The 21,767-nt window shown below is 68.0% G+C and carries 19 protein-coding genes; 13 read left to right on the top strand and 6 right to left on the bottom strand.

Annotation, left to right across the window (positions count from 1 at the left end; translation table 11 throughout):
* Positions 1 to 66 precede the first annotated feature (66 nt).
* The 11 genes from E8P82_RS04585 (at position 67) to secG (ending at position 10,976) form a co-directional block, all read left to right on the top strand.
* Positions 67 to 747, top strand: coding sequence for an HAD hydrolase-like protein (locus E8P82_RS04585; RefSeq protein WP_168796487.1), 681 nt, complete (start codon positions 67 to 69; stop codon positions 745 to 747).
* Positions 734 to 1,402 (top strand): lysophospholipid acyltransferase family protein, encoded by a 669-nt coding sequence (locus E8P82_RS04580; RefSeq protein WP_136453324.1) that lies wholly within the window; start codon positions 734 to 736, stop codon positions 1,400 to 1,402. The genes E8P82_RS04585 and E8P82_RS04580 overlap by 14 nt, the downstream gene beginning before the upstream one ends.
* A 71-nt stretch (positions 1,403 to 1,473) precedes the next feature.
* Complete coding sequence (uvrC, locus tag E8P82_RS04575; protein ID WP_136453323.1) at positions 1,474 to 3,552, top strand: excinuclease ABC subunit UvrC; 2,079 nt, start codon at positions 1,474 to 1,476, stop codon at positions 3,550 to 3,552.
* A 99-nt stretch (positions 3,553 to 3,651) separates the two neighbouring features.
* Complete coding sequence (gene rapZ, locus E8P82_RS04570) at positions 3,652 to 4,551, top strand: RNase adapter RapZ (protein ID WP_136453322.1); 900 nt, start codon at positions 3,652 to 3,654, stop codon at positions 4,549 to 4,551.
* The gene (locus tag E8P82_RS04565) at positions 4,551 to 5,603 is read left to right on the top strand and encodes a gluconeogenesis factor YvcK family protein (RefSeq protein WP_136453321.1); all 1,053 of its coding nucleotides are present in this window, start codon (positions 4,551 to 4,553) and stop codon (positions 5,601 to 5,603) included. Before rapZ ends, E8P82_RS04565 begins: the two co-directional genes overlap by 1 nt.
* Positions 5,587 to 6,567, top strand: coding sequence for a DNA-binding protein WhiA (whiA, locus tag E8P82_RS04560; protein ID WP_136453320.1), 981 nt, complete (start codon positions 5,587 to 5,589; stop codon positions 6,565 to 6,567). The genes E8P82_RS04565 and whiA overlap by 17 nt, the downstream gene beginning before the upstream one ends.
* A 157-nt stretch (positions 6,568 to 6,724) precedes the next feature.
* Positions 6,725 to 7,354 carry a superoxide dismutase gene (locus tag E8P82_RS04555; protein WP_136453319.1) on the top strand — a complete coding sequence of 210 codons (630 nt, stop codon included), beginning with the start codon at positions 6,725 to 6,727 and terminating at the stop codon, positions 7,352 to 7,354.
* 122 nt (positions 7,355 to 7,476) lie between these two features.
* A complete protein-coding gene (gap, locus tag E8P82_RS04550; RefSeq protein ID WP_136453318.1) occupies positions 7,477 to 8,487 on the top strand; it encodes a type I glyceraldehyde-3-phosphate dehydrogenase in 1,011 nt (336 codons plus the stop codon).
* Between the two features lie 12 nt (positions 8,488 to 8,499).
* Positions 8,500 to 9,750, top strand: coding sequence for a phosphoglycerate kinase (locus E8P82_RS04545; protein WP_136453317.1), 1,251 nt, complete (start codon positions 8,500 to 8,502; stop codon positions 9,748 to 9,750).
* A 92-nt stretch (positions 9,751 to 9,842) separates the two neighbouring features.
* Positions 9,843 to 10,670 carry a triose-phosphate isomerase gene (gene tpiA, locus E8P82_RS04540; RefSeq protein WP_136453316.1) on the top strand — a complete coding sequence of 276 codons (828 nt, stop codon included), beginning with the start codon at positions 9,843 to 9,845 and terminating at the stop codon, positions 10,668 to 10,670.
* 54 nt (positions 10,671 to 10,724) lie between these two features.
* Positions 10,725 to 10,976: a preprotein translocase subunit SecG gene (gene secG / locus E8P82_RS04535; RefSeq protein ID WP_136453315.1), complete on the top strand. Its 252-nt coding sequence runs from the start codon at positions 10,725 to 10,727 to the stop codon at positions 10,974 to 10,976.
* A gap of 127 nt (positions 10,977 to 11,103) precedes the next feature.
* Here secG and pgl read toward each other — a convergent pair whose 3' ends face one another.
* The 6 genes from pgl to tkt all read right to left on the bottom strand — a co-directional run bounded on the left by pgl (position 11,104) and on the right by tkt (position 19,423).
* On the bottom strand, positions 11,104 to 11,919 hold the full coding sequence (pgl, locus tag E8P82_RS04530) for a 6-phosphogluconolactonase (protein WP_136453314.1): 816 nt from the start codon (positions 11,917 to 11,919) through the stop codon (positions 11,104 to 11,106).
* Complete coding sequence (locus E8P82_RS04525) at positions 11,916 to 12,851, bottom strand: glucose-6-phosphate dehydrogenase assembly protein OpcA (protein WP_136453313.1); 936 nt, start codon at positions 12,849 to 12,851, stop codon at positions 11,916 to 11,918. The genes pgl and E8P82_RS04525 overlap by 4 nt, the downstream gene beginning before the upstream one ends.
* Complete coding sequence (gene zwf / locus E8P82_RS04520) at positions 12,848 to 14,398, bottom strand: glucose-6-phosphate dehydrogenase (protein ID WP_136453312.1); 1,551 nt, start codon at positions 14,396 to 14,398, stop codon at positions 12,848 to 12,850. The genes E8P82_RS04525 and zwf overlap by 4 nt, the downstream gene beginning before the upstream one ends.
* Positions 14,395 to 16,059: a glucose-6-phosphate isomerase gene (locus tag E8P82_RS04515; protein WP_136453311.1), complete on the bottom strand. Its 1,665-nt coding sequence runs from the start codon at positions 16,057 to 16,059 to the stop codon at positions 14,395 to 14,397. The genes zwf and E8P82_RS04515 overlap by 4 nt, the downstream gene beginning before the upstream one ends.
* A 4-nt stretch (positions 16,060 to 16,063) precedes the next feature.
* Positions 16,064 to 17,173, bottom strand: coding sequence for a transaldolase (gene tal, locus E8P82_RS04510; RefSeq protein ID WP_136453310.1), 1,110 nt, complete (start codon positions 17,171 to 17,173; stop codon positions 16,064 to 16,066).
* A 63-nt stretch (positions 17,174 to 17,236) separates the two neighbouring features.
* Positions 17,237 to 19,423: a transketolase gene (gene tkt / locus E8P82_RS04505; protein WP_136453309.1), complete on the bottom strand. Its 2,187-nt coding sequence runs from the start codon at positions 19,421 to 19,423 to the stop codon at positions 17,237 to 17,239.
* A gap of 396 nt (positions 19,424 to 19,819) precedes the next feature.
* On the opposite strand from tkt, the gene E8P82_RS04500 reads away from it, so the two are divergent.
* The gene (locus E8P82_RS04500) at positions 19,820 to 20,764 is read left to right on the top strand and encodes a heme o synthase (protein WP_136453308.1); all 945 of its coding nucleotides are present in this window, start codon (positions 19,820 to 19,822) and stop codon (positions 20,762 to 20,764) included.
* A gap of 91 nt (positions 20,765 to 20,855) precedes the next feature.
* The gene (locus E8P82_RS04495) at positions 20,856 to 21,755 is read left to right on the top strand and encodes a dihydrodipicolinate synthase family protein (protein ID WP_136453307.1); all 900 of its coding nucleotides are present in this window, start codon (positions 20,856 to 20,858) and stop codon (positions 21,753 to 21,755) included.
* The last annotated feature ends 12 nt before the right edge of the window (positions 21,756 to 21,767 follow it).

Below are 21,767 nucleotides of genomic sequence, written 5' to 3'. Positions count from 1 at the left end.
GCACGTCATAGCGAGGCGGCGGGCACGTCCGCCGTGGCGCAGACCGCGCTGTGGCAAGCTTGCCCGGTGGCCTCCATCTATTCGCTGATCCTCTTCGATCTCGACGGCACGCTCGTGGACCCGGCCGGAGCGATCACCGGCGGCATCAGCGCGGCCCTGCGCAGCCACGATCTACCCGTGCCCGACGACGCCGTGCTGGACGCGATGGTGGGACCACCGCTCGTGCACTCACTGACCGGGCTCGCTGCAGTGCCGGAACCCCTGATCGACCACGTCGTCGCGACGTACCGCGCCGGGTACGTCGCGACCGGGATCCACCGGAGCCGCCCCTATCCCGGGATCGCTCGGTGCGTGCAGGCACTGGCCGACGACGGCGCGGTGGTCGCCGTGGCCACCCAGAAGCCCGAGTGGCTCGCGGAGGAACTCCTCAGCGCCCAGCGGCTGCGCCATCTTTTCGCCTCCGTGCACGGCTCCCCCCGGAACGAGAGCGTCGCCACCGGCGGGAAGACCCCGATCATCCGGGCCGCGCTCGAGAGGCATGCCCCCGTACTGGAGCAGGCAGGACCGCAGCAGGCCGTGATGATCGGGGACCGCAGCCACGACGTCGAGGGTGCGCACGCCAACGGCGTGCCCTGCATCGGCGTTGCCTGGGGATTCGCCGCGCGCGGTGAGCTTGAGGACGCCGGAGCCGACGCCGTCGTGCACTCGGCCGAGGAGCTGCTGGAGGTCCTCCGTGGGGGTCTATGACCTGACGCGCAGCACGACGCGCGCCCTGATCGCCGCCCTGTGCCGGCCGACCGTGGAGGGGCTGCACCACGTGCCGGAGAGCGGCCCGTTCATCGTCGCCCCGAACCATCTCTCCTTCCTCGACAGTGTCCTGGTCCAGGCGCTCATGCCGCGCCCCGTCGCGTTCTTCGCCAAGGCGGAGTACTTCACGGGCACGGGGCTGAAGGGAGCGCTCCTGAGATCCTTCTTCGAGGGCGTCGGATCCATCCCGGTGGAACGCGGTCAGCAGGCGGCCAGCGTGCAGGCGCTGAGGACACTGCTCGACCTGCTGGAGCAGGGCGACGGCGTGGGGATCTACCCCGAAGGCACCCGGTCCCGCGACGGGCGGCTGTACCGGGGGAGGACCGGCGTCGGCTGGCTCGCCCTGACCACCGGGGCTCCCGTGGTCCCGGTGGGGCTCATCGGGACCGCTGCCCTGCAGCCGGCGGGGAAGAAGGGCATCCGTCCGCAGCACTTCACGCTGCGGGTCGGAGAGCCGCTCGTGTTCGCGAAGACCGGGCCCGGGCATCCGCTCCCCGCGCGACGGAGTGCGACCGACACCATCATGGACAGCATCGCCGCGCTCACCGGTCAGGAGCGCGCACCGCACTACAACCAGAGCCCGACCGCCGAGTGAGGCACTCGACAGCCGTCTATCCGACAGCCGCAGGGTCGGGCCCTGTCGCCGTCCGGCCCTAGGATTGAGCTGTGGCGAACCCAGTGACCTACCGGCCGAGAACAGGCGAGATCCCCCTCGATCCCGGCGTCTACCGCTTCCGCGACGAGCACGGCCGGGTCATCTACGTGGGCAAGGCGAAGAATCTGCGCTCGCGCCTGAACTCCTACTTCGCGAACCCGCAGGGGCTCATGCCGCGCACACGCTCCATGGTGTTCACCGCGGCCAGTGTGGAGTGGACGGTCGTCGGCAGCGAGCTCGAGGCCCTGCAGCTCGAGTACACCTGGATCAAGGAGTTCGACCCGCGCTTCAACGTCATGTTCCGGGACGACAAGTCGTACCCGTACCTCGCCGTCACGATGGGCGAGAAGTACCCCCGCGTGCAGGTGATGCGGGGCCAGAAGAAGAAGGACACGCGCTACTTCGGCCCGTTCTACCCGGCGAAGGCCATCAGGGAGACGGTCGACACGATGCTCCGGGTGTTCCCGGTGCGCACCTGCAGCGCCGGGGTGTTCAAGCGGGCCGAGCGCACCGGACGCCCGTGCCTGCTCGGCTACATCGACAAGTGCTCGGCGCCGTGTGTCGGACGGATCAGCGCCGAGGACCATCGGGAACTCGCCGAGGACTTCAGCGACTTCATGGCGGGGGACTCGAAGAAATTCATCTCCGGTCTCGAGCGGAAGATGGCGGACGCCGTCGCCGAACTCGACTACGAGACGGCCGCGCGCCTGCGCGATGACATCGCCGCCCTCCGCCGCGTGTTCGAGCGCAACACCGTCGTCCTCGGCGAGGACACCGACGCCGACATCTTCGCCCTCCGGGAGGACGAGCTGGAAGCCGCGGCGCAGGTCTTCCACGTGCGGGGCGGGCGGATCCGTGGTCAGCGTGGCTGGATGGTCGAGAAGGTCGAGGACATGGACACCCCCGAGCTGGTCGAACACCTGCTCCAGCAGGTCTACGGCGAAGGGAACAGCAGCAACGAGCAGATCCCCCGCGAGGTCCTCGTCCCCGTGCTGCCGAGCAATCAGGAGCAGATGCTCGAATGGCTCCGCGGGCTGCGGGGGGCACGCGTGGAGGTGCGGGTACCGCAGCGCGGTGACAAGGCCACCCTCATGAGCACCGTGGAACAGAATGCGGCCGACGCCCTGCGCCTGCACAAGAGCAGGCGAGCCGGTGACATCACCACGCGATCGGCCGCACTGCAGGAACTGCAGGAGGCACTCGATCTGCCCCAGCCGCTCATGCGCATCGAGTGCTTCGACATCTCCCACGTACAGGGCACCAATGTCGTGGCCTCCATGGTCGTGGTCGAGGACGGCCTGCCCCGGAAGTCCGAGTACCGGAAGTTCTCCATCACGGGGGACGCGGCCCGCGACGACACCGCGTCCATGTACGACGTCGTCCACCGCCGCTTCAGGAACTACCTCGCCGGGAAGCCACTCCCCGGGACGTCGGGGGAGCAGGGTCGCGCTGCCGAGGACGAGATACTCGACGACGACGCGTCGCTGATCGGCCACCCGGACGTCGTGGACCCCGAGAGCGGAGGCGACGGTCCCGGGGAGACCGGGGACCAGCCGGTCAGCGACACGACGACGGCCATCACCCGGAACCGGTTCGCCTATCCCCCCAATCTCGTGGTCGTCGACGGCGGTCCGCCCCAGGTGGCGGCGGCGGCCCGCGCGCTGGAGGACCTGGGGATCGACGACGTCTTCGTGATCGGTCTCGCGAAGCGGCTCGAGGAGGTGTGGGTCCAGGACAGCGAGTTCCCCGTCATCCTGCCCCGCGCGTCCGAGGGCCTGTTCCTGCTGCAGCGCATCCGTGACGAGGCCCACCGATTCGCCATCACGTTCCACCGCCAGAAGCGCGGTACCTCCATGACGGCCTCCGCCCTCGATGCCGTTCCGGGACTGGGCCCGGCCAGACGGAAGTCGCTCCTCAAGCACTTCGGATCGGTCAGGAAGATCCGCGCCGCCTCCGTGGAGGAGCTCGTCCTCGTGCCGGGAGTAGGGCCCGCGCTCGCCCGGACCATCCGGACCGCGCTCGCCGAGGCGCCGGAGGACGCGACGGCGCCGGCCGTCAACATGGCCACGGGCGAGATCATCGAGAATTAGCTAGGCTGAGCGGGCGGCTGCAGGCGGGCCGCCGAGAACCTACACATCAGGGCTGCCCGCGGTGCCGGGAATCCCTCGAGCCGGAACGGAAGCATCACGATGACTGAGGCCACGAGCCTGACTCCGGTCAAACCGCCCGAATCCGAGCTTCTCGTGGTGACCGGCATGTCCGGGGCCGGGCGCAGTACGGCCGCGAATGCCCTCGAGGACCACGGCTGGTACGTGGTGGAGAATCTTCCGCCGCAGCTGCTCACGACCCTGACGGAGCTGGTGGCACGGACCCCGGAGTCCATTCCCAAGCTCGCCGTGGTCATGGACGTGCGGGGCAAGGAGCTCTTCAGCGAGATGAAGGCGTCGCTCGACGGGCTCCGGGCCGCCGGCGTGAACTACCGGGTGCTCTTCCTCGACGCAGCAGATGCCGTGCTGGTGCGCAGGTTCGAACAGGGCCGGCGTCCGCACCCGCTCCAGGGCGATGGGCGCATCCTCGACGGGATCGCGGCCGAGCGGGAACTGCTCGCTGTGCTCAAGCATGCCTCCGACGTCGTCATCGACACCACTGAGTTCAACGTCCACGCCCTGGCGACCAGCGTGACGGAGCTGTTCTCGGACTCCGGCCCCATCGTCCTGCGGATCAACGTCATGAGTTTCGGCTTCAAGTACGGTCTGCCCGTGGACGCCAACTTCGTGGCGGACGTGCGTTTCATCCCGAACCCCCACTGGGTTCCCCTGCTGCGGCCCCGGACGGGTCTCGACGCGGAGGTCCGTGACTACGTGCTGGGCGCTCAGGGTGCCGCAGACTTCATCGACAGGTACGTGCACGCTCTCGTCCCCGCTCTCGACGGCTACCGTCGGGAGAACAAGCACTACGCAACCCTCGCGGTCGGCTGCACCGGAGGCAAGCACCGCTCGGTGGCTGTCACGGAGGAGATCGCACAGCGCCTGGCGCAGCTTCCGGGCGTGCAGGTGACCGCCCACCATCGCGATCTCGGACGTGAATAGTGGCATTGTTCTCCGGGCCGCTACCGCTGATCCCTCCTGCCGGCCGCCCGAAGGGCGAGGGGCAGGGAAGCAACCCCTCCGTGGTGGCGCTGGGCGGAGGTCATGGACTGTCCTCGTCGCTGTCGGCGCTGCGGCTGCTGACCCAGGAACTCACGGCCGTGGTCACGGTGGCGGACGACGGGGGATCCTCCGGCAGGCTCCGGCGCGAGCTCGGCGTCCTGCCGCCGGGGGACCTGCGCATGGCGTTGGCCGCACTGTGCGACGACACCGACTGGGGCCGCACCTGGCGCGATGTCATGCAGCACCGCTTCACGTCGAAGGACGGGGCAGGGAGTCCGCTCGACGACCACGCCATGGGCAATCTGCTGATCGTCACCCTGTGGGAGCTGCTCGGTGACTCCGTCGCGGGGCTGCAGTGGGCAGGTGCGCTGCTCGGCGCGCGAGGGAAGGTCCTGCCGATGGCCCGTGTGCCTCTGACCATCGAGGGGGACATCCTCAGCGAGACCGAGGGTTCGCTGCGCGTGCGGACCGTCACGGGCCAGGCGAAGCTGGCGGTCGCAGCCGACGTCGGGAACGTGAGCGACGTCCGGCTGCTGCCGGCCGGTGCCTCCGCCTGCCAGGACGCGCTGGAGGCCATCGAACTGGCCGACTGGGTCATCCTCGGTCCGGGATCCTGGTACACCTCCGTGCTGCCGCATCTTCTCCTCCCGGAGCTTCGCGATGCCCTGAGCCGCACCTCGGCCCGACGCTGCCTGACCATGAATCTGAGCAACGACACCAAGGAGACCCTGGGCATGAGCGCGGTCGATCATCTGAACGTGATCACGCGGTACGCGCCCGGGTTCACGGTCGACGTCGTCCTCGTCGATCCGTCGGTGGTGGGGGACCGCGCCGAGTTCGAGCGGGCCGTCGCACGGATGGGCGGCAGGGCCGTGTTCGCCTCCGTAGGGGTATCGACGGGTCGCCCCGTCCACGATCCCCTGCGGCTGGCCACCTCCTACAACGACATGTTCGCAGAGCACCAGGAGGGCGCGCGTGGCGCTGACCGCTGACGTCAAAGAGGAACTGTCCCACCTCGAGGTCAGGAAATCCTCGGTCCGGAAGGCCGAGGTCTCCGCGCTGCTCCGGTTCGCCGGCGGTCTGCACATCATCTCGGGGCGCATCGTCATCGAGGCGGAGGTCGATCTCGCCTCGACCGCGCGCCGACTGCGCACCGCGATCGCGGAGGTGTACGGGCACACGAGCGAGATCCTCGTGGTGACCGGTGGCGGCTTCCGCCGAGGAAGCCGCTACGTCCTGCGCGTCGTCCGGGACGGCGAGTCACTCGCCCGCCAGACGGGACTGCTCGACAGTCGCGGCCGACCCGTGCGCGGGTTGCCGTCCGCCGTCGTCAACGGCTCGGCGTCGGACGCCGAGGCTGTCTGGCGCGGTGCCTTCCTGGCGCACGGGTCGCTGACCGAACCGGGGCGCTCCTCGTCGCTCGAGATCACGTGTCCCGGGCCCGAATCGGCTCTCGCCCTGGTCGGAGCGGCCCGCCGCCTCGACCTCGTTGCCAAGGCACGCGAGGTACGTGGAGTGGACCGGGTGGTGATCAGGGACGGCGACACTATCGCGGCACTCCTGACACGCATGGGCGCCCATGACGCCCTCATGACGTGGGAGGAGCGCCGCATGCGCCGGGAGGTGCGGGCAACCGCCAACAGACTGGCCAACTTCGACGACGCCAATCTTCGCCGTTCCGCCCAGGCAGCCGTCGCTGCCGGTGCCCGGGTGGAGCGCGCGCTCGAGATCCTCGCCGACACCGTGCCGGAGCACCTCCGCTACGCCGGTGAGCTGAGAGTGGCGCACAAGCAGGCGAGTCTCGACGAACTCGGACGCATGGCGGATCCGCCGATGACGAAGGACGCCATAGCCGGTCGGATCAGGAGACTTCTCGCCATGGCCGACAGGAGGGCGGCGGACACCGGGATCCCCGGAACGGACGCCAATGTCACCGCCGACATGCTCGATGAGTGAATGAGTGCATAGGATGGATGTGGACATCCGCTCCGTACGGAGCGGGTGAGCCGCGGCCCGGGACCTGAGTGTCGGAGAGATGTCGGAAAGATGTCGGAGAACGATACGGAGTGGTACGGACACCGCGGCACAGGCGATCATCCATCAGGAGGATTATATGAGTGAGTACGTACTGCCGGATCTCGACTACGACTACGCGGCCCTGGAGCCGCACATCTCGGGCCGGATCATGGAACTGCACCACTCCAAGCACCAGGCCACCTACGTCAAGGGCGCCAATGACGCCCTGGCCCAGCTGGCCGAGGCCCGGGAGAAGGGTGAGTTCGGTTCCATCCCGAAACTGTCCAAGGACCTGGCGTTCCATGTGGGCGGTGTGATCAACCACAGCATCTTCTGGAAGAACATGTCCCCCGAGGGCGGGGACAAGCCCGACGGTGAGCTCGGAAGTGCCCTGGACGGGGCGTTCGGGTCCTTCGACGCGTTCCGTGCGCATTTCACCGCTGCTGCTACCTCGTTGCAGGGCTCGGGGTGGGCGGTGCTGGCGTACGAGCCGCTGGGGAAGAATCTGGTGATCGAGCAGCTCTATGATCAGCAGGGCAATGTGCCGGTGGGGACCATCCCGCTGCTGATGCTCGATATGTGGGAGCACGCGTTCTACCTGGACTATGTGAATGTGAAGCCCGACTACGTCAAGGCGTGGTGGAACCTGGTGAACTGGGCCGATGTCCAGGCCCGGTACCAGGCCGCGACCGCCGGAGCCTCCACCCTCATCACCCCCGGCCGCTGACCGCGTAGCTCCACTCCCGGTCCGACCCCGGCACAACGGTGTGCCCGGCAACACTCTCAACCCATCGCCGGAACCCGTCAGGGGCCTGTCGGCGATACCCCTATGAAGGAGACGAAACACCAGTGACTACCCGGATTGGCATCAACGGCTTCGGCCGCATCGGCCGGAACTACTTCCATGCAGCGCTCGAGCACGATTCCGACCTCGAGATCGTGGCCATCAACGACCTGACCGACACGAAGACGCTGGCCCACCTCCTGAAGTACGACTCCGTCACGGGTCCGCTCAAGGCCTCGGTGGAGGTCGACGGCAGCGACATGATCGTCGGCGGCAAGCGCATCAAGGTCATGGAGGAGCGCGATCCCGCAAATCTTCCCTGGAAGGATCTTGGCGTGGAGATCGTCATCGAATCCACGGGCCTGTTCACCAAGGCCACCGATGCGCAGAAGCACATCGACGCAGGTGCACGGAAGGTCCTGATCTCGGCGCCGGCGAAGGGTGATGCGTTCACGGTGGTCCTGGGCGTCAACGACGGCGACTACGACCCGGAGAACCACCACATCATCTCCAACGCATCATGCACCACGAACTGCCTCGGCCCGCTGGCCAAGGTCCTCCATGACAGCTTCGGCATCGAGCAGGGCCTCATGACCACCGTCCACGCGTACACGGCCGACCAGAATCTGCAGGACGGCCCGCACAGAGACCTCCGGCGTGCCCGCGCGGCCGCTATCAACATCGTTCCCACGTCCACGGGTGCCGCGAAGGCGATCGGCCTGGTCATTCCCGAGCTCGACGGCAAGCTGGACGGTTTCGCCTTCCGCGTGCCGGTGCCCACCGGTTCCGTCACCGATCTCACCGCGACGGTGAGCCGTGAGGTCACTGCGGAGGAAGTTAATGCGGCCTACAGGGCTGCTGCCCAGGAGGGTTCGCTGAAGGGCTACCTCTCCTACACGGATGAGCCCATCGTCTCCTCCGACATCGTCTCCGATCCGCACTCCGCGATCTTCGATTCCGGCCTCACGAAGGTCATCGGGACCCAGGTCAAGGTGGCAGCGTGGTACGACAACGAGTGGGGATACTCGAACCGCCTGCTCGACCTCACGGCGCTCGTCGCGTCCAAGCTCGCCTAGGCGGGCCGGAGCGTGGCGTACGCATCGTTGGACGACCTGCTGGCAGAGGGGGTGCGCGGTCGTCGCGTCCTCGTGCGGTCCGATCTGAACGTGCCCCTCGAGGGGGAGGTGCCCGCAGTACGGGTCACCGACGACGGTCGTGTCCGTGCCTCGCTGCCCGTGCTGCGCAGACTCACGGAGGCGGGAGCCGCCGTCGTGGTCATGGCACATCTCGGGCGGCCCAAGGGCTCGCCCGAGGACAAGTACTCCCTGAAGCCCGCCGTGGAGGTCCTGCGGGACCTCGCGGACTTCCCGGTCAGCCTCGCCCCCGACACGACGGGCGAGGGTGCGCGGAGTGCTGCTGCCGACCTGTCGGCGGGTGAGCTGCTCGTGCTGGAGAACGTGCGCTTCGATGCACGGGAGACCAGCAAGGACGACGACGAGCGCGCCGCCTTCGCGAGGGAACTGGCAGATCTCGTCGGCGAGGACGGCGCCTACGTGGACGACGCGTTCGGTGCGGTGCATCGCAGGCACGCAAGTGTCTACGATGTCGCCGCCCTGCTGCCGGCGTTCCAGGGAGACCTGGTGAAGGAGGAGCTGTCAGTGCTGGAGCGATTGACCCGGGAGCCTCAGCGGCCCTTCGTCGTCGTCCTGGGAGGGTCCAAGGTGTCGGACAAGCTGGCGGTGATCGAGAACCTCATCGGCACTGCCGACCGCATCCTCGTCGGTGGCGGTATGGTCTTCACGTTCCTCGCGGCGCAGGGACACGCGGTGGGGTCCAGTCTGCTCGAGCAGGACCAGCTGGAGACGGTCAGCGGCTACCTCGAGAGGGGATCCCGGGACGGGACGCAGTTCGTCCTGCCCACGGACATCGTGGTCGCGAAGAGCTTCGCCGCCGACGCCGAGCACGGCGTGGTCGCTGCGGATGCCATCGAGTCGGGCCCCTTCGCGGCGGACGGCACAGGCCTGGACATCGGACCGGCCACGGGAGCCGACTTCGCGGCGAACATCGCGGAGGCGAGGACGGTGTTCTGGAACGGCCCGATGGGTGTCTTCGAGTTCGATTCCTTCGCCGCAGGCACGCGGACGGTGGCCCAGGCCCTCGCCGACAGTCAGGCCGCGGGCGCACTGACCGTGGTCGGCGGAGGGGACTCGGCGGCAGCCGTGCGCAGCCTCGGCTTCACCGACGACCAGTTCGGCCACATCTCCACCGGGGGAGGGGCCAGCCTCGAGTATCTCGAGGGGAAGGAGCTTCCCGGGCTGAGCGCCCTGGCCCGCGACTGACCGATCCTGTCCCCGGTCGTGGCGGCGGGACCCGCACCGAGCCCTGCTCCGTGCGGGTCCCGCCGTCGCGACTGCAACGAATGGAGTAGCTGATGACCACCTCGACCAATGGCACCTTCGACCGCCGCCCGCTCATCGCGGGCAACTGGAAGATGAACCTGGACCACATGCAGGGGATCACCTTCCTGCAGAAGCTGGCGTGGACCCTGGATGACGCAGGGCACGATCCCGCGCGCGTGGAGGTCTCCGTCTTCCCTCCCTTCACCGATCTGCGAGGCGTGCAGACCCTCGTGAAGGGGGACTCGCTCGACATCGTCTACGGCGCGCAGGACCTCTCACCGGAGGATTCCGGCGCCTACACGGGCGACATCTCCGGCCAGTTCCTCGCCAGGCTCGAGTGCTCCTACGTCCTGGTCGGTCACTCCGAGCGCCGGACACTCCACCGTGAATCGGACGAGCTCGTCAACCGGAAGGTGCACGCGGCTTTCCGGCACGGCCTGGTCCCGATCCTCTGCGTCGGTGAGGGTCTTGAAATACGCCAGGCCGGCTCGCACGTGGAACACACACTCGCGCAGGTTCGCAGTGGTGTCGCCGGTCTGAGTTCCGAGCAGGTCGCGACACTCGTGATCGCCTACGAACCTGTCTGGGCCATCGGGACCGGGGAGGTAGCAGGCCCGGAGGACGCCCAGGAGATGTGCAGTGCGATCCGCGGGGCGATCCGCGCCGAACTCGAAGCACTCTTCGCCGCTGATACGGCTGCCAGGATCCGGCTCCTCTACGGCGGATCGGTGAAGGCGGCGAACGCGGCGAGTATCCTCAGGGAGCGCGACGTCGACGGCGTCCTCGTGGGCGGCGCGAGCCTCGACGTGGCCGAGTTTGCTAGTATTGTCAGGTTCGAGGAGCACCTGGTGACAGACTAGGTCCGTGCGCCTGCCGCTTCCGTGAAGCGGTAATCCGAGCCTTGAAAGGGCCCCGTGGAAATCCTCCGTATCATCCTGCTCGTCCTGCTCGGAATCACGAGTCTTCTGCTGACCTTCCTGATCCTGCTCCACAAGGGGCGCGGTGGCGGCATGTCCGACATGTTCGGCGGCGGTATGACCTCCAGCATGGGGTCCTCCGGTGTCGCGGAGCGCAATCTCAACCGCTTCACCGTCGCCTTGGGACTCTCGTGGGGCGTCGTCATCGTGGCGCTCGGTCTCATCCAGCGCTTCGCCGGTGACTCCTGAGGCTCGTACAGCATCAATTGGACCCGCGGACGCATGGTTCGGGGTCCGGCCCCTGACGAGCAGAAACGGAAGGTCCCCTCATCCGGACGGATGAGGGGACCTTCCGTTTCTCGGCCCTGAGGACTCCTCAGTCGTCGTCCTCGTCACCGCCGTCGGGGATCAGCCGGCCCGGCAGCTGCTGCGCGGCGTCCTGATCGATCAGCCAACGGGTCCTGCGCACTCCGCGGGCTCCTGCCGCAGGCACCTGGATGTGTCCCGCACCCGCCAGAGCAAGACCCACGGCGCCGGCCTTGTCACTACCGCTGACGGCCAACCACACCTCCTGGGCGCTGTTGATGGCCTCGAGGGTCAGGCTCACGCGCTGCGCAGGAGGTTTGGGCGCATCGGCCACGCCCACCGTCGTCTCGCCCCTGGTACGAATGCCACCGAGCTCGGGGAAGAGCGAGGCGACGTGCGCGTCGGGTCCGACACCCAGGAGGAGGACGTCGAAGCGGGGCAGCCGCGGATCCTGCTGCGACGAGTCCCCACCGGCCCGTTCCTCCTCCGCGGCCGACGCCAGAGCCCTGGCGTAGTCCTCGGCGGCCGCGTTCTCGTCCGGGAAGTCGTCCGTCGAGCCGAACTCGTGCACTTTCCGAGGATCGACCCGGATGCGCTCGAGCAGCGCGGCACGGGCCTGGACGGCGTTGCGCTCCGGATCGGCTGCCGGCAGGAAACGTTCATCACCCCACCAGAAGTGGACATTGCTCCAGTCGACGGCCGTGTGGGCCGGTGACTCCGCGACCGCCTGCAACGCTGCGGTCCCGATCGAGCCCCCCGTGAGTACCACCGTCGCCGTGCCCAGCTCGCTCTGCACATCCACCAGACGCGTGATCAGGCGTGCAGCGACGGCGGCTGCGAGCGGCTCCGGCGAGGGGTGGACGGTGACTTTCGGTTCAGCGCTCATGCTGCTCCCTTCCTCAGCTGTGTCCGCTGAAGTCCTTCGGTGATGACTTCCCCGAAGACCTCGTCGGGGTCGAGCCGCCTGAGTTCCTCCGCGAGGCAGTCACGGAGGCTTCTGCGCGGGAGGGAAATATGCTGGACCGGCTGGTCCGGCTGATGCAGCTCGGCCACATCGGTGCCAGGGCGGTACAACTCGACGTCGCCCCCTTCCCGTACCAGACGGACAGCTTTGAGCCCTCTTCCCGGGGGACCTGCGTCGATGGTCACCGGCGCATCGAGAGCGTGCGCGAGCCAGGCTGCGAGCAGGACCGTACTCGGAGAGTCCGATGCGCCCCCCACGGTGATCGCGGTGATCGGCGCATCTCCTTCGAGTTGGTCCATGACGGCTGCGAGCTGGACCCGCCAGTTCGTCAGCCGGGTCCAGGCCAGATCGGTGTCACCCGCCGTGTAGGTCGCGCTGATCGTGTGGAGTGCCTGTGTCGGGTCCGGCTCCTGCGCGGAATCGGTGATCCTGCGGTGTGCGATGGAGCCGATGGAGGTCCCGGCCACATTCGCCGGCGCGCCGTGCGGCCACCACGCGACGATCGGTGCATCGGGCAGCAGGAGAGCCGAGACCAGTGACTCGTTCTCCTCGGACAGATCCCCGTACCCGCGCAGGACGATGACCTCGGAGGCACCGGCGTCCCCGCCCACGCGAATCTGACCGTCGAGCCGGGTGGGCTCCTCGGCGGATCCCTCGGCAAGGACGATGATCCTGCACGGGTGCTCGCGACTGGCCTCGTTCGCGGCGTCGATGATGTCCTCCTCGTCACCCGACCGGGTCATCACCACGAGGGTGAGGACCCGGCCCAGGGCGACGACGCCGCCGCTGTCCCGCAGGGACATCAGTTCCTTCGACACCTTCGAGGTGGTGGTGTCGGGCAGCTCCACGATCATGGCCTTCTCCAGGTTCGTCCGTCGGCGGCGAGCAACTCGTCCGCGGAGGCCGGGCCCCAGCTTCCGGGCTCGTAGGTCTCGGGCTGGCCGTCGAGTGACTGCCAGTACTTCTCGAACGGGTCGAGGATCTGCCAGGAAAGCTCCACCTCCTGCTGGCGGGGGAACAGTGGCGGCTCGCCCAGCAGCACGTCGAGGATGAGCCGCTCGTAGGCTTCCGGGCTCGACTCCGTGAAGGAGTGACCGTAGCCGAAGTCCATCGTGACATCGCGGACCTCGGTCTGGGTCCCCGGCACCTTCGAACCGAAGCGGATGGTCACCCCCTCGTCGGGCTGGACCCGGATCACGACGGCGTTCTGGCCGAAGGCGGCCTCGTCGTGCTCCCTGAAGAGGAGATTCGGCGCCCGCTTGAAGACGACGGCGATCTCGGTGACCCGCCGCCCGAGCCGTTTCCCGGTACGCAGATAGAACGGCACCCCCGACCAGCGGCGCGTGTGGATGTCCAGCCGGAGAGCCGCGAAGCTTTCCGTCACCGAGTCGGCCGGTATGCCGTCCTCCTCGAGGAAGCCGTTGACGTGCTCTCCTCCCTGCCACCCGGATCCGTACTGACCGCGGGCCGACCGACCCGCGAGATCGTCGGGAAGTTGCACTGCGGCGAGGACCTTCTCCTTCTCGGTGCGGAGATGTTCGGCATCGAAGGAGATGGGTTCCTCCATCGCCGTCAGGGCCAGGAGCTGGAGGAGGTGGTTCTGGATCACATCCCTGGCTGCTCCCACGCCGTCGTAGTATCCGGCACGGCTGCCGATCCCGATGTCCTCGGCCATGGTGATCTGGACGTGGTCCACGTGATTGGCGTTCCACAGCGGTTCGAAGAGCTGGTTCGCGAAGCGCAGGGCCAGGATGTTCTGGACGGTCTCCTTGCCCAGATAGTGGTCGATCCGGAAGACGGCGTCAGGGGGGAAGACCTCCTCGACGATCCGGTTCAGTTCCTGGGCCGATTCGAGATCATGACCGAACGGCTTCTCGATCACCACCCGGCGCCACTGACCGTCGTCGGGTTGGGCGAGACCGTGTTCCGAGAGCTTCTGGCACACTGCCTCGAACGCATCGGGCGGGATCGAGAGATAGAACGCGTGATTACCGCGGGTTCCCCGATCCCGGTCCAGCTCCTCGAGGCACTCCTGCAGCGCCCCGAACGCCTCGTCGTCGTCGAACGTGCCCTGGACGAAACGGATGCCGGCCGAGAGCTGTTCCCACACCGCGTCGTTGAAGGGCGTCCGGGCGTACTGCGTGACGGACTCCTTGACCTCTGCGACGAACTCGTCGTCGCTCCAGTCGCGACGGCCGAAACCGACGAGACCGAAGCTCGGGGGCAGCAGCCCGCGGTTCGCCAGATCGTAGATCGCAGGCATCAGCTTCTTCCGGGCCAGATCACCCGTCACACCGAAGAGAACCAGCGAGGACGGGCCGGCGATCCGGTTCAGTCGCCGGTCACGCGCATCACGCAGCGGATTGGACGATCTGGGGGACGATGCTCCCGACCGGCTCATCCGTTCTCCCACGCCGCACCGGACCCGGCGAGAGTACCTGCCACGGCCCGGATCTGTTCCACGCCGGCGGTGCGGTCCGTCAGCCGGAGCCGCAGGACGGGGCGCCCGTGATCCGCGAGCACCTGGGCGTCGCCGGCGGCCTGCGCCGCGATCAGCTCACCGAAGCTGAACGGCTGCCCCGGGACGGACAGGTCGTCGTCGCTGGTCCCGGTGAGCTGCAGGTACACTCCGACGGGAGAACCGCCCTTGTGGTACTGCCCGGTAGAGTGGAGGAAGCGCGGTCCCCACCCGAAGGTGACCGGGCGCCCGGTGGCTTCGGCCAACGGACCGCGAACCTGCTCGAGCTCCACCTGACCCTGACGATCGAGATAGGCCTGTACCGCCAGGTAGCCGTTCTCCGGCAGGCGGGCCAGGAGATTCTCGAGGGCTGCCTGCACGGTCGTGGCGGATCCGAGCAGATCCGCATCCCCGCGGACCTCGACGGCTCCGTCCACGAACGCGGGCGCGGCGGTCCCGGGCCGATCGTCGAGCAGACCCCGGGCGGCCTTCTTGGCGGCCTCGACGTCCGGTTGATCGAACGGATTGATACCCAGCAGGCGGCCGGCGACCGCGACGGCGTACTCCCAGACGAACAGCTGGCTTCCCAGGGTTCCGCTGACGCTCACGCGCGTGCCGTTCATCGCCGTCCCTTCCACTGCGGCTCCCTCGACGGCGGGACTGTCCACAGGAGCCAGGACGACGGGCAGGACGTCGGGCGCGACGTCAGCCAGTTCCGGGGCATCGATCGACGCGACGACGGGCAGCAGACCCGTGCCGAGCTTGCCGGTCGATTCGGCGATCAGCTGCTCCGCCCAGTCCGCGAATCCCGGAAGACCGGAATCCTCGTCGGCGAAGACGATCTTGTCCCGCAGCGGCGCGGTACCGCCCAGGACCGCGCCCAGCTGCAGGCCCACGTTGTCCTCGGCGTCGTCCCCGAGGAACTCGGCGCTGTCCTCGGCGTCGTTCAGGAGCGTCTCGATGTCCGCCCCGGCGAGTCCTGACGGGACGAGCCCGAACGCCGTCAGAGCGGAGTAGCGTCCCCCGACATTCGGATCGGCGGTGAACACCTTGCGGTATCCGGCCTTCCGCGAGGCGTCCTCGAGGGGGGAGCCCGGATCCGTCACGACCACGATGCGCGAGGGAGCGTCGATCCCCGCGTCCGTGAAGGCCTGCTCGAAGAGGCGGCGCTGCGAATCGGTCTCCACGGTGGAGCCGGACTTGGAGGACACCACGATGGCGGTGCGCTGCAGGTCTCCCTCCAGCGCACGACGCACCTGCTGTGGATCCGTCGCATCGAGAACGACGAGTTCGACGCCGGCTTCCTTGGTGATCACCTCGGGCGCGAGCGACGAACCACCCATGCCGCAGAGCACGACGCGATCGACTCCTTCGGCCTGGAGATCGGCGCGGAGTCCCAGGATCTCAGGGATGAGAGCGCGCGAGCCGTCGAACAGATCGATCCAGCCGAGGCGGATCGAGGCTTCCGACTCGGCGTCCTCACCCCACAGGGTCGCGTCCTTGGCCATGAGCCGGGACGCGACGCGGTCCGAGACGAGAGTGGGCACGGCGGTTTCGACGGCGTCGAGGGCCGCACCGGTTGCACTGAGTGCGAACGAACTCACGGGTCTACTCCTTCGCCGCGTCGAGCGCGCTCTGGACGGTCTCGAGCAGCTCGGCCCAGCTCGCCACGAATTTGTCCAGGCCCTCGGTCTCCAGCTGATCCACGACTTCCGTGTAGGAGACGCCGAGCGCATCCAGTCGGTTCAGGATCTCGTTGGATTCCTCGTAGGTGCCGGTGATGGTGTCACGCTCGACGACGCCGTGATCCGCGGTGGCGTCGAGGGTCTTCTCCGGCATGGTGTTGACGACGTTCTCCGCCACCAGACCCACCACGTAGAGGGTGTCGGGCAGATCAGGGTCCTTCACGCCCGTCGAGGCCCACAGCGGACGCTGGGGGGCTGCCCCGGCGTCCTTCAGGACCTGCCAGCGTTCGGAGGAGAACTGCTCCTCGAAGATCTGGTAGGCCAGTCGAGCGTTGGCGAGGCCGGCCTTGCCCTTGAGCGAGGTCGCCTCCTCGGTCCCGATCGCGTCGAGCCGGGAATCGATCTCGGTGTCCACGCGGGAGACGAAGAAGGACGCGACGGAGTGGATGTCCGCGAGGTCGTGCCCGTTCTCCTTCGCCTGCTCCAGTCCCTGCATGAACGCGTTGATCACCGCGCGGTACCTCTCCAGGGAGAAGATCAACGTGACGTTGACGCTGATGCCCGCGGCAAGTGTCGCGGAGATGGCCTCGAGGCCCTCCACGGTCGCCGGGATCTTGATGAGCACGTTGGTGCGCTGCACCTTGGCGTGCAGGCGCTTGGCCTCGGCGATGGTCCCCTCGGTGTCGCGAGCGAGCCGCGGATCCACCTCGATGGAGACGCGCCCGTCCACACCCTTGGAGCGCTCGGCCTCCTCGGCGAAGAGGTCGCAGGCCTGGGAGACGTCGTGCGTCGTGATGTCGAAGACGGCCTGGTCGACGTCGGCGCCCGCCGCGGAGAGAGCGCCGACCTGCGAGGCGTAGGACTCGCCCTGCTTCAGCGCGGCCGCGAAGATGCTCGGGTTCGTCGTGACTCCCACGACGTTCAGGTCCTCGATGAGGTGCTTGAAGGCACCCGAGTTGATGCGTTCCCGGGAGAGATCGTCGAGCCAGATGGAGACGCCGGCCCTGGAGAGCTCGGCTGTGGGGGTTGTCATGGTGTGCTCCTTTTCCGCATCCGCGGAACTAGTGCTGGAAGGGAGGTAACGATGCTGCTGCGGCTACTGCTGGTCGCCCGTCTCGGTGGCACGGCGCCCGGAGGGCATGGCGACCGTGCGGTTCGGCGCCAGCGGATCCGAGCCCGCTGCCGCGATGGAGTCCTTCGCCGCCTGGACGACCGCCTCGGGCGTGATACCGAATTCGCGGAACAGCGTCTTGTAGTCGGCCGAAGCGCCGTAGTGCTCCAGCGATACGCTGCGTCCGGCGTCGCCGATGATCCCGTACCAGCTCTGCGCCACGCCCGCTTCCACCGAGACGCGGGCCCGCAGGGTGCGCGGCAACACGCTCTCGCGGTAGTCCTCGTCCTGTGCGTTGAACCACTCGAGGGACGGCATGGAGACGACACGGGTCGAGATCCCGTCCGCCTCGAGCGTCTCGCGAGCCGCGACCGCCAGCTGCACCTCCGAGCCGGTACCGATGAGGATCACGTCCGGGGAACCGTTCTTCGCCTCCGCGAGGACGTATCCGCCCTTGGCGGCGCCCTCGGCCGACGCGAACGTGTCGCCCTCGGCTGCGCCGGTGCCGCGCTCGAAGACGGGGATGTTCTGGCGGGTCAGGACGAGACCGGCAGGATTGTCGGTGTTCTCGAGAATGGTCCGCCAGGCGACCGCCACCTCGTTCGCGTCGCCCGGGCGGACGACGTCGAGACCCGGAATGGTGCGCAGCGCCGAGAGGTGCTCCACGGGCTGATGGGTGGGTCCGTCCTCGCCGAGACCGATGGAGTCGTGGGTCCAGACGTAGATCGCGGGAACACCCATCAGCGCACCGAGGCGCACCGCGGGGCGCTGGTAGTCACTGAAGATCAGGAACGTCCCGGAGAAGGCCCGCGTGCTGCTGTGCATGACGATGCCGTTGACGATCGCGGCAGCGGCGTGCTCGCGGATACCGAAGTGCAGGACACGCCCGTACCGGTCGCCCGACCACATGTCGGTCTGCCGGCTCTTCGGGATGAACGACGGCGCGCCCTCGATGGTCGTGTTGTTGGACTCGGCCAGATCCGCGCTGCCACCCCAGAGCTCGGGCAGCACAGGCCCGATGGCGGTGAGGATCTTGCCGGACGCCGCACGTGTGGACATGTCCTTGCCGGCCTCGAAGCTCGGCAGCGAGTCCTCCCACCCCTCGGGAAGTGTGCGCGCCTGGATGCGTTCCAGCAGCGCGGCCTCCTCCGCGTGCCCGTTCTCCCAGGCGTCGAAGTCCTTTTGCCAGGACGAGTGGGCCTCGGCGCCTCGCTGGACGACCTTCCGTGCGTGCTCGAGCACTTCGGGGTCCACCTCGAAGTGCTTCTCGGGGTCGAAGCCGAGCGCCTTCTTGACGGCGGCCACCTCGTCCGCACCGAGTGCCGAGCCGTGGGCCTTGCCGGTGTTCTGCTTGTTCGGAGCCGGATAGCCGATGATGCTGCGCAGCGCGATGATGCTGGGCTTCGAGGTCTCGTTCCTGGCGGCGACGAGTGCCGAATACAGTTCGGCGACGTCCTCGACGTATTCGCCGGTCTTCGTCCAGTCGACGCGCTGGGTGTGCCAGCCGTAGGCCTCGTAGCGAGCCAGGACGTCCTCGCTGAACGCGACATCGGTGTCGTCCTCGATCGAGATGTGGTTCTGGTCGTAGAGGACCACGAGGTTCCCCAGCTCCTGGTGCCCCGCGAGCGAGGAGGCCTCGGCCGTCACGCCCTCCTGCAGGTCACCGTCGGAGGCGATCACCCAGATGGTGTGGTCGAACGGACTGGTGCCCTCGGGGGCGTCGGCGTCGAACATGCCGCGCTGCCTGCGCTGTCCGTAGGCGAAGCCGACCGCGGTGGCCAGTCCCTGACCCAGCGGACCGGTCGTGACCTCGACACCGGTGGTGTGCCGGTACTCGGGGTGTCCGGGAGTCAGCGAACCCCAGGTGCGAAGGGCCTTGAGATCATCGAGCTCCAGACCGTAACCGGAGAGGTAGAGCTGGATGTACAGGGTCAGCGACGTGTGGCCGGGGGAGAGGACGAAGCGATCGCGTCCGGTCCACTCGGGATCGGAGGGATCGTGCCGCATCAGTTTCTGGAACAGGAGATAGGCTGCCGGCGCCAGGCTCATGGCGGTACCGGGGTGGCCGTTGCCCACCTTCTCCACGGCGTCCGCCGCCAGGACCCGAATGGTGTCGACCGTCTTCTGGTCCAGATCGGTCCAGGTCAATTCCTGCTGCTGCGTCTGTGGCACGTTTCCGGGCCCCTCTCTGTACGGAACAGCCGGACCACCGGTGAGTGCTCGCGCACGCGGTCGGGTCGGCCGTTCACCATTGAATCCTTCGAGGCTCCGCGCCGGTGTCGGAAGAATCACGCGTTTCTCGATCCGAAGCGGGCTTAGTAGTCCACCCTATCCTTTTCGTCGTCCGAACGAATCCGGACGCCGGAGGAAGTCATGTCGCGAAGGTGGGTCTGTACAGGTGAACCCCGCGGGGCCGCGGAATCTTCCCGTTCGTCCGACGAGAGCTGCTCGACGGGCTCCGCAGGGGCACCGGTGCAGGGCCCGTCGACGCCGGTACCGATTTCTACAGACGGTAAAAGGGTATGCTGGACGAGTCTTTTACCCCGGAAGAATCGAAAGTGTTGCCTCGTGAAGACCCAGCAGCTTCCTGCTCCGGTGCGTTCCCGGCAGACCCGTCCGAGCCTCGGCCGTAAGGCGAAGGCCTACTTCGCGCTCACGAAGCCACGAGTGATCGAGCTGCTCCTGGTGACGACCCTGCCGACCATGATCTTCGCAGCAGGTGGCTTTCCGCCACCGGGCCTGATCCTGGCGACCATGGTCGGCGGCGCCTTCGCAGCGGGAAGCGCCGGTGCCTTCAACTGCTACTTCGATCGCGACATCGACAGGGTGATGCACCGCACCGAGGGACGCCCGCTCGTCACCGGTGAGCTCACGCCGCGCGAGGCGCTGATCTTCTCCTGGGTCCTCGGGGCAGCGGCGATCGCCATCCTGTGGTTCGGTGCCAATCCGCTCGCCGGCATGCTCGGTGTGGCCGCGATCTTCCTCTATGTCGTCGTGTACACGCTCGTCCTCAAGCGCCGCACGTCGCAGAACATCGTCTGGGGCGGTGCAGCCGGGTGCATGCCGGTCCTGATCGCCTGGGCTGCGGTGACCAACTCGATCGAGTGGCCCGCGATCGTTCTCTTCCTCATCATCTTCCTGTGGACCCCGCCGCACTACTGGCCGCTGTCCATGAAGTACAGCGACGACTACGTCGCCGCCAGTGTCCCGATGCTCGGGGCGATCGCCGGCGCCCGCGTGGTGTCCGTCCAGGTGGTGCTGTACGCCTGGGCCATGGTGGCCTGCTCGCTGCTCCTCATCCCGGCCGGCGCGGGCTGGGTCTATTCGGTCGCAGCTCTCGTCGGAGGCGCCTGGTTCATCCGCGAGTCCCATCGCCTCTACTCGCTCGCGCGCACCGGCGAGCTCAGCACCAAGGCCGCCATGAAGGTCTTCCACGGCTCCATCAGCTACCTGACCGTGCTCTTCCTGGCACTGGCCGTCGATCCGTTCGTCGGCTCCGCCGTGCTGGCCTGAGCCGGGTGTCGGCCGCGGGGCGGGCCCGGGTCGGGTTCGTCCTGTCCTGACCGGTCCGGGTCGCGAGGACGGAACACCTAGGCTGACAGTCATGGACTTCACCGGACTGATCGCCTACCCCGTCACCACCTTCCGTCCCGACGGCGAGGTGTCCCACGCGGACCTCGGTCGTCTTGTGGACGGTCTGGCCTCCTCCGGGGTGGACGCCGTCACCGTCCTGGGGTCTTCCGGGAGTTTCGCGTATCTGGAACCCTCCGAGCGGGCACGCGTGGCCCGGACCGCGATCGAGGCCGCGGCCGGACGTACACCGGTTGCGGTGGGCATCAGTTCGGTGGGAACCCGCGAGGTCCTGGAGGCCGCAACGGACGCACAGGCGGCGGGAGCGGCCGGTCTGGTCCTGTCTCCGGTCTCGTACGTGCCGCTCACCGACGAGGAAGTGATCAACCAGGTACGCCAGGTGTGCTCGGCGACCGATCTGCCCGTGTGTCTCTACAACAATCCGGGCACCACGCAGTTCGACTACTCGCCGGCGGTGGTCGCCGATCTCGCGGAACTCGATCGGGTCGTCGCCTTCAAGGACACCGCCGCCGACGCAGCGACGTTCAACGCGCGCCACGCGGAGCTGGCCGGACTCGTCCGCGCCCCCTTCAGCCACGGGGCCAGTGGGGATCTGCTGATGATGACGGGTGAGGTGGCAGCAGACGCCTGGCACAGCGGCCCGGCGGCACTCCTGCCCGCGTACTACGCACGGTTCCGGTCGGCGGTGGTCAACGGTGACCAGCAGGAGATCGAGCGGATCCGGCAGGTCCTCGCTCCCCTGGTGGAGCATGTCGCAGGGCTGCGGAAGATCAGCGGGCTGCATCTGCTGGCACGTGCCTGCGGGATCGTGGCGGGCGATCCGCGGGCGCCGCTGCTGCCGAGCCCGGGGTCGGAGCTGCGCGAACTGGGCCGCCTCCTCGATCGTCTCGAGGCGGAGTTCGACGCCGACTGACGCGCTGGGTGC

The sequence above is a fragment of the Arthrobacter echini genome (genome assembly GCF_004803505.1).
Taxonomy (GTDB): Bacteria; Actinomycetota; Actinomycetes; order Actinomycetales; family Micrococcaceae; genus Arthrobacter_D; species Arthrobacter_D echini.
This window is presented reverse-complemented; position numbering and strand designations above follow the sequence as displayed.